This is a genomic window from Streptomyces sp. NPDC001157, assembly GCF_053598255.1.
In genome coordinates, this window is the sequence record NZ_JBSFJW010000013.1 from 70963 (window position 1) to 84427 (window position 13465).

1 protein-coding gene is annotated in these 13465 nt (G+C 72.5%); it reads right to left on the reverse strand.

Going from position 1 to position 13465, the window contains the following annotated elements; all coding sequences use genetic code 11:
- Positions 1-28 precede the first annotated feature (28 nt).
- Positions 29-13465 (reverse strand): WXG100-like domain-containing protein, encoded by a 13437-nt coding sequence (locus tag ACWDAG_RS23455; RefSeq protein ID WP_450697501.1) that lies wholly within the window; start codon positions 13463-13465, stop codon positions 29-31.

A 13465-nucleotide genomic window follows, 5' to 3' on the forward strand; every position in this document is an offset into this window, starting at 1 on the left:
ACCCGGGTTGTCCTGGCGAAGTGCAGGGTCAGGAGGTGGTGGGGGCTTCGTCGTCGGTCGGGGGCGTGCGCCAGTGGTCGACGTGGAAGGTGACCTCGGGGCCTCGGTTCGGGGCGCTGTCGCGGCGGAGCCCGGCTGCGACGGAGATCGTGAAGGCTTCGGCGGTGACGGCGGCGGCGCGGTCGCGGAGGATGGCGGCGATGCGGACGAGCAGTTCGTGGCGGGCCAGGGTGGCCATGGCGGTGGTGCGGTCCCGGTCGAGGTGCGGTGCGCGGCCGTCGGCGTGCCCGGTCAGACGGGTCGTCGGCAGCGGCAGCCCGTGGGCCAGGTTCCACAGGCCCGTGCGGACCAGGTGCTCGGCCAGGTGGTCGAGCTTGTAGCCCGCGCTGTCCGCCATGTCACCGGATGCGTCGAACGGGATGAAACGGTGCTCGGGCGCGGACACGGCGTGGCCGTGGAGGACGACCAGGGTGAGCGGGTTCGCCTCGGCCGAGGCATGGCCGGAGAGCAGTTCCGCGTGAGACTCGTGCATCGACTCCCCCGGCCGCCTGCTGTAGGAGCGGAAGTACCACTGGGCCTTGCCGTCGATCATGGGGGCGGTGTGCAGCATGAGCGTCTCCGCGGTGCGGAGCGCGCCCTGCTGTTCGTTCGCGGGCACGCCCCGGTCGCGGGCCTCCCTCAACTCGACCAGCAGGCCGGCGAGCCGGGCCCGGGACCTCGGGGTCTCCCGGTGGTCCGGTGGCGCCCCCAGTTGTTCCGCGACGCGCACGCGGTCGTGCAGCGAGGCGGCCAGCGCGCGTAGTTCGGTGGCGGTGCTGCGCAGGTTCTCCTCCACCGCGGAGTTCATCTCCGTGCGGTTTCTGCCGACCCGGGCGTGGTTCTCCAGGGTGAGCTGGGAGTGGCCGTCCTCGCTGGCCAGGACGACGGACGCGAAGTGGTAGCCGAAGTGCCGTGCGTTCTTGGCCCAGGGCTTGGCGTGGTTGAACTCCAGGGTCGGCCTTCCGTCGGCGGTGGCCGCGTTGATCGACTGGACGAGGTAGCCCTCGCCCACCTCGGCCCAGGCCCCCGCGTTGATCCCGGTCCGGCGTGCCGCCCGGGTCAGGGCGTCACGGCGGGGGTTGTCGACGTACTCGTGGCTGAGCGCCGTGCCGTACGCCTCGCCGGGCAGTGGCGCGCCGCCCTGACCGCCGACGCCCCGGTCGTCCCGGGCGATCTGGGCGGCGGCCCAGGCAGGGCCGGTGGCGTCCGGGGCGATCAGGCCGTCGACGACCTGGACGAGGGCCTGGGCGAGGTGGTGCGTGCCGGTCACCTCGGCCGTGTCCAGGGCGCTGATCCTGCCGGTCACGACCTGCCGCCCCGGCACACGGAACACCACGTTCGAAGCCCTGACCTGGCCGGACACCATCTGCGCGAAATCTCGGCAGGCTTCCTCCTCGGACCGGCCGGAGCCGGTCAGGAACCGCGGGGTGATCCGCAGCAGCCGTGGAGCGGCCGTTCCGTCGGCCCGGTGCAGGGCGAGGGACGCCTCGGGATCGGCGGCCAGCCGTACCTTGCTGCCGGCGGCGGCCAGCTTCGCGTTGGCCTGCTCGACGGCGCGCTCGGTGGCGTACGCGTGCTGGCTCAGTCCACCGGCGTCGACGGCGAGCGTGCCGTCCTGCGACACCTGGATCGCGGGGCGATCGGCTGCATCTGCGGACACCACGTCGAGGCTTTGGGCGGGCAGCAACAGCGCGGGGGAGTCCGGGTCGGACGGGACGACGGAGTGGTGGGCCTCCAGATGGGTGACGGGCAGCCGGTGGAAGAGCACGCCGTCCGGTGTCGTGGCCGTGTACTCGGCGGTGACCAGGTGCTGCGCTCGCAGGTGCGCGAAGTGGTCGGGGCCTTCCGCCGAGGTGGTCGGGGCCCAGTGCGGGTCGGGTCCGGACAGCTCGACGCGCTCCACGGTCCTGCCGCGCGTCCGGACCGTCTTGAGCTCCAGGCTGCCGCCCGACGGTGTCCAGACCCGGTTTCCCGTCGCGGCGAACACGGCCTCCGGCAGGCCGAGAGCGTCCGACGGAAGACCGCGCACGGCCAGCACGATGTCCGCGTCCGGCCGCCGGAGCGGGTCGTCCGCCAGCAGGGCGGCGAAGTCCTCGGCGTTCTTCAGCCGGACCTTGCCGGAGGGGGTCTCCAGGGTGATGTGGTTCCCACTGGCGCGGGCCAGGACGACGTAGGCGCCGTCGGCCCACGGCGGGGCGGCCTGGTGCCGCCCGTCGTCGTCGCGGACGTGGTACTGGGAGGGGTCGAACCGGTGGCGCCCCTCGCCCCGCCAGTTGCGGCCGTGGTCCATCGCGGTGTTCCCGTGCCGCACCCGGCGGACCAGTTCGGAGACCTCCATGGCGGAATGGCCGGCGAACGGCGCGGCGGCCGGGGGACGGACGGGGGCCGCCGCCCCCGGATCCACAGACAGCAGGATCTCGCGGGCCTCGCTTCCGGTCGGTCCCGGCGGGAGGACGGCCTGCTCACCGTCGTCCCGGCGGTACGGCAGGTCGCGCAGGACCGGGCCGGATTCGGTGACCTCGGCGATCGTCCGCAGGTACTCGGCCGGTACGTCGATGGTGTCGATGTCCGCCATCAGGCCGGTCCGGTCGGTCTGCCGTTCGTGTCGGCGGAAGAGCGCCTCGGGGTCCTGGTACCGGTCCTTGAGGCCCCCTGCGTAGTGCATGAGTTCGTGGAGCGCCCGGGCGTCGTCCCGGATGCCCTCGTGGGTGCCCAGCGGGAAGGTGAACTGGTCCCATGCGCGCTCGGGCCGGTCGCTCCGGCTGATCTCCACGGCCTCCGGGTGGTCGGGGCGGTGCTCCAGGTCCACGTCGATGTGCAGTTGGTCGCCCGAACCGGGCAGCCGGCGCCCGTCGTTGACGTGCGTGTCCAGCAGCGACTGCAGCCGCTCGCGGTACGGGCCCAAATCGCCGGGCCCGAATCCGTCGCCGAACCGCACCGGGAGGTGCAGCGACAGGTTGCGGACCCAGCGGCCGTCGTCCGCCTGGATCCGGGCCACCGCCACCCTGACCACGACGTCCCGGCCGGCCAGCAGCCCGGGGCCGGGACGGTCGGCGGCCGGGTCGCGGGCGGGGTCGTACCGCTCGGTCCGCAGCACGGCCCAGACCGCGTGGTCACGCCGCGAGCGCCACTGTTCGGGGCGCAGGGGCGGCTCGCCTCCGGCGGCCCGGGGATGGGTGACCGTGATGACCACCCGGCGCCGGGCCTCCGGGGTGTCGTGGGCGGGGTCCACATCACGTGGCAGGTCGGAGCCGCGGGACTCGACCCTGAGGACGAACGCGTCCGACGTCAGAGCGGAACCCAGGTCTCGCAGATGGGCGTCGAGGCGCCGTGCGAAGAGTCCACGGACGTTCTCGGCAAGCTCGGCGCCGATCTGGACCGCCCTGCCGAAGTGGGGCAGACCGGACACGGACGCGGTGGCGTGCCCGCTGAACAGGAGGACCGGCGGCTTGAGCCCGGCCTCGGCCCGGCCCACCGAGTCGCGGGCGATGCCGGCGGCGATCGCGTCGACGCGGGCGGTCTCGGCGGGGCCGGGCGTCGTGACGTCCTCTGCGGCGAACGCGATGCCATGCGTGTGCGCCGGGGTGGGCGCGGGTGCGGGTGTGGGGGCCTGTCGACCGGTGTGCGGTGCCGGTGCCGTCGTCTCCGCCGGGCGTGGTGCGGCGGTTCGGGGTGCGCGGGCGGCCACCTCGTCGGGGTGGGCGGCGGCGGAACGGGAAGGGGGAGCCGCGGCGGGGCGGCGGGGGGCAGGAGCGGTGCTCGGGGACGGGGCCCGGCCGGGTGCGGACCAGTGGAACAGGTGGCCGGTGACCGTGCGGGGGGTGCCGTAGGGGCCCTCGTCGTCGTGGCCGCGGACGGTGATCCTGACGGGCTGGCGCATCAGTGCGGCCGGACCCTTGACCTTGGCCTTGCCGGGTTCCGTGGCCGTCCTGCCGTGCGGGAGCGCCGAGTCGGGGGTGGGCCTGGTCGGTGTGCCGGGGCTCCGGGTGACGGGGCGGGTGGATTCGTAGTCCTGCTCGCGGGCCATGCGCCCGGTGACGAGGGGGACGGTGACGACGGGGTCCTCGGTGAGGACAGCGAAGTCGAGCGGGGAGACGGTCCAGTTGTAGCCGTGGGTGGCGGCGGTGCCGGACTCGTCCTTGACGGCGACGGTGAGCTCGTCGTCGGCGGTGTCACGGCGGCTGAGTTCCTCGGCGGCGCCGATGGCCTCCATCGACAGGGCGACCGAGGTGCCGGGCACCCGGTACTCGGCGTTCGGTGTGCCGAGCCGGTGGAACAGGGCAGGCAGCGACTGCCCGGAGAAGGCCTGACGGATCGCGAACTGCTCCTCCAGCGTGAGGCGTTGCTCCTGGTTGAGGTCGTGCCCGGGGTCGAGCCGGGGGTCGGCCGTGAAGGTGTCGAGGAAGCGGGAGACCGTACGGGTCAGGCGCTCGGGCAGGGCGGACCGCACGGCCCACCGGCCCAGGCCCGCCCCCTGGGCGAGAACCCAGGAGGAGTACGCGCCGGTCTGTCCGAGCAGTCCGTCGCCCCAGGGGCGCGGGTTCGCCTGGACCTGGACGGCGGTGTTGTGCAGGGCCTTGGTGTTGTCGAAGCCGACCAGGTCGTGCGCCCCGCGCAGGGTGTCCTGCCAGTCCAGGTGCCTGGCGAGGTCCGGGCCGGGCAGTCGGCCGAGCTCGATGCCGAACGGGCCGGTGGCCGACGGCACGGTACGGGCCGGGGCGTCGGGCGCGCCCGGGTGGGGTGCGGCGGCCGTGTCCTGGGTGAGGGACTCGGGCACCCAGGCGGTGGCCTCGTACGGGCCGACGGTCTTCGGGTTCTCCGCCAGGCGCACGAAGCGGCCGGTTTCGGTGCGCCGGGTGACCGTGACCTCGTACGTCATCTTCGTGGTGAAGCGGGCGTTCACGTCGCCGAACCCGGACGTCTTGTGTCCGACGGTGGTGGTCACGCCGGACTCGGCGCTGCTGCCCCGGCCGGCCTCGAACGCGGCGCTCGGGGCGATGGAGGCCGAGTTGAAGTGGTCCACCGGTGGGCGTACGGAACCCCGCAGGTTGGCCTCGGCCCCGGCCGACCACTTGTGCCCGGCCTTGCCCTTGACCGTGTGGGCGGCGCTCACGTCACGGGTCAGCGGCCGCTCCGAACGGGAGCCGTCGTCGCGCCAGCCGTCCGTGATCCCGCGTACCAGCACCTCGGTGACGACACGTCCGGTGCGGGTCACCTCGACGTGCCGGTCCAGGACACCGGGCCCGACCAGCTCGTCGTAGCGGGCGGCCAGGCTGTCGGGCGAGTACGTGTCCGCGAAGGGCAGCGCGGCGACGGGGACGGTGCCGTCGGCCGGCCCGCGCAGTTGCCGGTCGATCTCGAGCAGGACGGGATCCGTGTCCGGGAGCTCCACCAGGACGCCGCCCGAGACGCCCTGTTCCAGCAGGGTGGGCCGCAGTTGTGGAGCCGTGGTGGTCGGCGCGGTGGCCGCGGAGGTCGCGGTGTGCAGGCGGGCCACGTCCTCGTCGGACAGCAGGACGAGCATGTCGTGGTAGCGGCGGGACGGGCGGCCGACGTACGACTTTCCGGCCGCGTCGGTGACGCGTCCGGCGACGCTCACCTCGGCCGTGGCCCGGTAGACGTGCCAGGTGCCGGTGTGGCCGGCCTTGCGGGTGACACTGGTCTGCTGCTTGAACGTGTCGGCGCGGTCCGACTGGCCGCCGGCCTTGAACTTGCCCCCACCGCGCACTTGGTAGCCCGTGGTCAGCAGGCCGGTCGCGGTCTCCGGGAACCGGCCGGCGTCCGGGCCGATGTTGCCCTTGGCGGACCACGACGACTGGTCCGTGACGGCGGTGCCGCCGCTCGCCTTCAGCTCCAGGTCGAGTGTGCCCTTCCCGGACAGCGTCTCCCGGTAGTTCAGTTCGGTCAGCCGGGTGCGCACGGACAGGCCCACGGTGTCGGGTCTACGGCCGGTGCCGACGTGCCGGTCCAGCGTGTTGGCCCAGCCGGAGTGCGACGCCGAGATCAGCCCGGGCAGCTGGGCCCGGCCGGTCAGGTCGGCCACGGCCTCGTCGAGTGGGGGGATGTGCGGCTCGCCGTCGTCCCGGCGGGACTCGTACGCGTGCTCCAGCGCGGTCCGCGCCTGCTCCCTGAACCCGGCCTCGTCGGCGACGTGCGTGACGGCGTGCAACTGGGGCAGCCGGGGCGACCGCAGATAGCGGGGTGCCGACGCGGAGGCCTCCGGTCGCCGTACCTCGACGCGCAGTCGGGCGTCGTCCGGCGGAACGACCTCATGCACGAGGTCCTGGCCCCGCTCGTCGTCACCGCGGCCGTCGGGCACTGCGGTCGGCTGGTCGCCCTCCCGGTACGGGCCGACCAGAACGCGGTACCGCACCGGGTAACTGAACGCGTCCGCCTGCCCCTTGTGCTGGAACGCGCGCTTGGCCTGGATCTCGCTGGACGCTACGGTCTGCCGGGACGGGGCGTACGAGCCGTCGACGCCGCCCAGCCCGAACACCCGCACGGTGTCCCGCGGGTTGAGTGCGCGGCGCCCGTTGCCGCTGACACCGAGGGTGTGCTTGCTGCTCCGGGTCACGCCCTTGTCGGAGGCGTGGCTCCGGGTCACCGTGGTCTTCGCGGTCGTCGCCACGCTTCCGTCGTGGCGGCCCGGATCGGTGTGGGCCCCGATCACGACCTGGTAGGTGCGGCCGGGCAGACCCGGCAGGTGGGAGGCGTCCAGGGTGATCCGGAAGGTGCCGTCGAGGAGCTGTCCGCCGGCGGCGCGCAGGCCGGACCGTGACAGGTGTTCGCGCAGCAGGCGCTGGTTCTCCATGGCCTGGGGCGTGACGCGGCCCTCCGCGCCGTCGGCCGGCGGCAGGATGCCGGGGGCCATTTCGCGCAGCCGGTCGGTGATGTGCCGCTCCAGCTCCAGCGAGCCGGGGACGTCGACGAACGTGGTGCGCTGCGCGGTCAGAGGCGCGCGCAGATCGGCGGGCACGGGGCGGGTGTCCGAGGCGGTGTCGGTGCCCGGGATGCCGGTGCCGGCCGCGTGGGAGGTGCTGGACGAGGCCTCGGAGGAAGTGCCGGGCGCGGTGTCCTCGGCGGCGGCGGTCGTGGCCGGGTGAGGGCGGAGGCGGACGACCTCACCGGTCGGGACGGCGGGCGGGTTCTCCTCGTCGCGGGGGGCCTGTCCGCGTGCGGGGCCGGGGTCGGGCTCCCGGCGGACCGCGTGCAGGCCGTCCGTGCCGGGGGACAGATGCTCGCGCAGCACCTCGACGCGGAACCGGACCGCCGTCCTGACCAGGTCGCCCGTGCCCGCGTGCTCCAGGCTGTGCTCCAGCGAGAAGGTCTGCTTGCCCTTCTCCGCGTGCGCCCGGTTGTGCGCGTAGGTGTAGCCGCCGGTGGCGGTCAGCCAGGTGGACTCCTTGGTCTGCGGGCTCTCCCACAACCGCCGCATCCCGCCGCCGTTCAGCCCGAGGCTCCACGTGGAGGTGTCGCTCCGGCCGGCGGCGTGCTCGCCGCTCTCCTTGCTGGTGAAGGTGTCCTTGTCGGAGACCGTGCCCTCGTGGGTGGAGGTCGTGGGCTCCAGCGTGAGCCGGAGCCAGGCGTGGCCGCCGTCGGAGAGGTCCAGCCGCTTGGAGGTCAGTCCCCAGCCGGCGGCGTGCTCGAAGCCGTCGACGATGTTCTTGGGGGACAGGAATTCGAGGATGTCGTCGTGCGCGGTGCCGTCGGGGCGCTCTTCGCGCGGGAGTTGGCGGAAGACGCCCTTGTGCAGTTCGCTCAGCCCCGTGACGTCGAGCGGACGGCCCTCAGCCCGGCCGGGGTGGTCGCTCTCCCAGCCCTGCCACGAAGCGGACAGGCCGTCGGGCCGGTCTGTCTCCGCGCGGGTGATCTCCGCGGTCACGTCCGCGTCGAAGGCTCCGTCGGCCGGCCGTGGCAGCCGTTGGCCGTCCGGGCCGAAGACGAATGTCTTGTAGCGGAACCGGGAGACGTAGGTGTCGGTCGGCCCGGTGAGCGTGGTCTTCGTGCCCGTCTCGGAGCCGGACTTCACCGAGGTGTCCGTCGCGTGGCTGGCGCCGCCTACCTTGACGGAGGGGGTCACCATGGCCAGTTGGTCGTCGTGGCCCGGGACGGGGCGGATCACGGTGGGGGCGAGTTCGAGGCCCGCCTCCGACGCGGTGAGGGAGGTCTTCTTCGGCTCGGCCTGGCGCTTGGCCTCGGCGGACCTCTCGAACCCCTTCGTGTCCTTCTCCTCGGCCGGAGTCTGCTCGGCCCGCAGCCGCCACTTGCCGGGCTCGGCGGTGAGTACGACCTCGTGCGGGGCGCCTCCGACCCAGAGCCGGAAGCGCCGGCCGCCGTTCACCATCTCGTCGTGCCTGGCCCGGAAGTTGGCCGGATCGAACTCCGCGTCGAGCTTCTGGACGACCTGGGGCTCGGTGCGGTGCGCGGTGGGCAGGGACTGCAGCACCCGCGCGCGGAGCTGTTCGGGACCGGGAGCGTCGGTGATCTCGATACCCGCCAGCGACAGTTCATAGGAGCGGGGGAGCTGGGCGCGCGGTCCGACGGGCGGTGTGGGGGACGGCACGGCGCGGTCCACGGGCTCGGGCACGGCCGGGTCGTCGCCCGGTGGAGGCGGGGTCGCGGGGTCGCCGTCGGGCTCCACGACCATCGGTTCGGGCTTTGGTTCGGGTTCGGGCTCGGTGGGGGTGGTTTTGGCTACGTCCGAGGAAGCGGCCTCGGGTTCGACGACGATCGGTTGGGGCGTGGGTTCGGGTCTCGGTTCGGGCTCGGTGGGGGTGGTTTTGGCTACGTCCGAGGAAGCGGCCTCGGGTTCGGCAACGATCGGTTGGGGCGTGGGTTCGGGCCTGGGTTCGGATTCGGGCTCGGTGGGGGCGGCCTTGGCGACGTCCGAGGAAGCGGCTTCGGGCTCGACGACCGGCGCCTCGCGGTGAGCGGGCCGCGTCGAGGTCTCGGACTCCGGCGGGGCGAGCGCGGGCGACTCGGCACGGGGGAGAGGGGAACTCGCGCGGGGGAGAGGGGAGTCGGCGCGGACAGGGGGCGAATCGGTGTGAGCGAGGGGTGGTCGGGGCTGGTCGGCGCCGGGATTCGGGTCGGTGAGTGACGGTTCGGGGAGGCCGGTGGTGGAACTCGGCTGGACTGTCGGGTCGTTGACGGACTCCGCCTTGATCTCCTCGGCCTCGGGCATTCCGTCGCGCGGCCGTGCCTGCTCCTCCGTCGCCCCGGAGGACGGCAGTTGGCGCAGTTCGCCCAAGCCGTCGGTGTTCGGGACGGCGGAGAGCGAAGGATGTTCCTGGGGCTGCTCTTCAGGGCTCTCCGATCGCGGCGGCCGCGTCATCGTCGCCGTGCCGTCGGACTGCGTGACCACGCCGTCCGCCACCGGTGCGCGGGCCGGGACTTCGTCGCCGCTGTGCGTGGCTTGCTGCAGGCGGCGCGCGTTCTCCTCGAAGGTCCGGTGCAGGTCCCACACGCGCGGCAAGGCGCGCATGTGACTCTTGACGAACGCGGCGTACATTCCGCTGCTGCCGTTCTCAAACTCTGCCGCGTCCGTGTTCAGGAAGCTCTCGATCGGAGCCAGGTACCGCTTTTCGATCTTATTGGCCTGGTGCCGGTACTCGGGGGCCTGTCTGATCGCCGTGGCCACGTTCCGGAACCGGCGTCGGACCGCGTCCAGGCGCTTCGCGTCGAACTCCGCCCGCCCCTGCGGGCTTTCGGCGAGCCGCAGGTCGGCCCGGATCTTCTGGACGTCCGTGTAATCGAAGCCGCGTTCCTTGGCGTACACCTCCACCGGCTTCGGGTACGCGGAGTTCAGCGCCGGTGGCTCGTACTGCTGGGCTTTCTTCTTCAGGAGCAGCTCGTGCTTCTTGGAGTAGCGGCCGGAGGCGGTCGCCGGCTCCTTGACGACGGTCCGCTCGTAGCCGGGGGCCAGACCGCCGCTGCGGGTTCTCCCGTTCCGGGCCTCGTGCCACGCCTCCATCCGCTTGGAACCGGACGCGTCCTTCTCTTCCAGATAGCGGACTCTGTGACCGATCAGCGCCACGGACTCCAGGTTCCCGGAGCGGAAACCGATGTGCTGCACTCCGCCGTGCTGCCGGTCCAGATGGTCGTACAACTTGAACTGGCCCGTGCGGGTGTCCCCTCCCCACGTACCCAGCTCGTCCTTCGGCCCGCGCCAGAAGGCGGTGAGGTTGTGGATGTTGTCGTTGCCCAGCTCGGTGCGCATCTCCTGGACCAGCTCGTCCCACTTGCCCGCCTTGGCCGGGTCGGGGTGCGGGTCGCCGGTGATGATCACCGCCTTGTAGTCGGCCGCCAGGTTCCGCAGCAGCTGGCGCGTGCCTTCGAAGCTGGTGTCGTGCTCCATTCGGCTGCGCAGGGACGACCACTGCGCGGACTTGCCGGTGAACCGGGACCAGAGCACCAGAACGCCCTTGTCGCCCTGCGGGAGGTGTATTCCACGCCCGGCCAGCCATGCGGTGATCTCCGCGTCCCGGTGATCATCCAGGCGCAACGCGCTGCGCAACGTGGACCGATGCTCCGGGGAGAAGTGGCTGGCGACGTAGTCGGTGCCGTTGCCGACGCCGAGCAACTTGGGGCCGGTTCCTCCCGACTGCTCCCTTCGCTGGTACATCTGGTCGAATGTTTGAGTGCTCCCCCAATGTTCTCTGGCGATCCGTGCGGCCTCTTTGTTCAGCTCCCGCCAGGCGACCTTCTGTTCCAGCTTGTCGACGTTTGCGCGCCAGATGCGTTCGGGGCCGATCCCGTTCTCCCGGTAGAAGCTCTCGATGGCCCGCGACTTGTCCAGTGTCGGGTTGTGATTCTTTTGGCCGGCGTCGGGACCGCCCGCGATGAGGACATGCCGGTTGGGCTCCGCGAGCAGCGTCATGAGGATGCCGAACTGGTCGCCGGACGCGTAACCGGGTTGCATGATCATCGAGTTGTCGGACGAGGAGACCCTGGGCTGATCGGCCCGCAGCGTGCGTGGGTCCACAGCCGGCGTGGTCCGCCCGCCGTCCGCGACGGGGCGCAGACCACGGCCCACGCCCAGTGGGTCGGAGACCGGGTCCACCCATGCGTGGCGGCGCTCGTGGACCTTGGCGCCGTGCCAGGCCCGCGCCCACTCCTCGTCGTGCGGGAGCGTCTCGTCGTGCGGGCGGGCGACGGACGCCGGGTCTTGGTCGGCGTGCCGGGTGGCGGTCGCCTCGCCGAGGTCGCCGATCACGGCGAAGGCCAGCTGCAGATGGCGGTCGCGCAGCCCTCCCTGCCGCAGCCCCCCGGGCGCGGCGGCACGGTAGTCGCCCATCAGACTGCCCTTCACGTCGGCGCGCTGCGGTGCGGTCTCGTCGGTGTACTCGTCGCGCATCGCGAGTGCCTTGTGGGCGATTTCGTGCGCGAAGTCGACGGGTTGCGCGTCCGCCCACCACGACTGCTGGTCCATGGGCCGGTCGTGGCCGACCAGGTCGACCGTCAGATGCGGCTCCTCGCCGGGGCGCGCATGCAGCACGGTGACGTGCAGGCGGTCCCCGTGGGGGAGGCGGTAGCCGGGGTCGTTGAGGTACTGCTGGACGCCTTCGGACATCCGCTGCCAGACGGCGTCGACGTCGTGCCCGTTGCCGCCTTCGCGGAACGCCACCCGGACGGTCACGTCGGTGACGGGTTCGTCCCGGTACATGAAGCGGCGGGCTTCGAAGGCGGACCGGACGACGAAGCGGGGCGTGCGGTCGAGCCTCATACGGGGTGCGGGTGCCCGGGGTGACTCGCCGGGGGGCGGCGTGGGGTCCGGGGTGGAGGCGGCGGCCTCCCGGTGGGGTGCGGTTGTCGTCGCGGTCTCTGCGACGGCAGCGTGTCCGTGCGGGGCGGCCCCGGCCTCTGCGGCCCTGGTCTCCGTGGTCACGGCCGCGGTGGACCCCGTCGTCTTGACGGCTTCCGGTCCGGCCTGTGTGAGAGTGTCGCCGTTCGGCGGTGTGCCGGCCTGCGCGCGGGTGTCGGTGGCCGGTGGTGTGCCGGTCTCCGTGTGGACGGATGCGCCGGTCTCCGTACGGACGGATGCGCCGGTCTCCGTGTGGACGGATGTGCTGGTCTCGGTACGGACGGACGATCCGGTCTCGGTACGGACGGACGATCCGGTCTCGGTACCGGCAGATGTTCCCGTCTCCGTGCGGAGGGAGGGTGACGGGCCGGCCGTACCGGCGATGCTGCCGACGCCTGCGCTGGTGCGGGCCGGTGCGGTGGCCGTCGTTGCGGTGCGAGTGGCGGACGAACCGGCGGTGGTGGACGTCGTGGTGGCTTGCGCTGTGGTGACGGTGGTCGTGAATCCGGGCAGCCCTTGCTCGTGCCGGGCGGCGACGGGTGTGGACGTGCCGTGGGCCGTCCCGTGCGTGGGGGTGGAGTTCCCGGTGCGGGGGACGCCGTGTCCCGCACCGGGAGTCTTGGTGCCGGGTGTGGTCGTGTTGCCCCGTTCCTTCCCGGTCCCGTTCGTGCCGGCCGTCTTCGTGTCGCCGGTCTTCTCCTTGACGGTGTCCGTACCGGGAAGCGCCGTCTTCTCGGCCGACATCGGCCCGGGTACGTCGAACTTGAGCGCGCCGGGTACGTTCACATGGACCGGGTCCACCTTGACCGTGTCGCCCTTGCCGCCGCCGAAGCGCCGCTTGCCGCCACCGCCCAGCGCGCCCACGACTCCCGCGCTGACGGACACGTCGAGGTCGTCCTCGCCGCTCTTGTAGATGCGGTACATGATCCCGGCGGTGCTCAGGCCGGTGGCCGCGCCGAGGATGCCCTTGCCGAGCAGCGAGTGCGCGAACTTCGGCCTGAGGACGCTGCCCACGCCGAAGAAGATGCCGCCCATGCCTCCTCCGATGGCACCCGACACCACGGCGGAGACGGTGTTCTCCTTCGACCACTGGGTGCGGTCGCCCTTGAGGAACTGGATGGTCTGCACGGCCACGTCGAGGCCGACGTTGAGGGCGACGCCGGTCGCGACCGAGATGGCCAGCCGCTGCAGAATCATCTTCACCGCGACCCGGGTCTCGGTGATGGCCGCCGGTATGACCTCGGGCGCGAAGAGGATCCACTGCGCGATCTGCGCGGCCAGCAGGATGAGCTGGCCGATGATCATGTACTTGGCGTACTCGACCTGGACGGCGGTGTGCTTGCCGAGCTTTCCCAGCTGGTGCGCGGACTCCGCCATCTCCGGCAGGCTGGCCTGCAACTGCGTGACGAAGTTGCGGAACTCCTCCGCGACCTGCCCGCCCACGCTCTCCAGGACTCCGTTGCCGGATGAGCCGAGCTCCCCGCTGATGCCCTTGAGCTCACGCGCGGCCTCGTGCCACGCCAGGCCGAGGGCGTGCAGGTCGTCCTCATCGCCCTTCGGCCAGGACTGTCCGACCGCCAGCCGGGAGACCCAGGCCAGCTCCGGGGGCATTTCGACGCTCAT

What these genes read in the sequence shown, in the direction of transcription:
- ACWDAG_RS23455 (WP_450697501.1), bottom strand. Translation starts at nt 13,465, where the DNA reads ATGAGCGTCGAAATGCCCCCGGAGCTGGCCTGGGTCTCCCGGCTGGCG.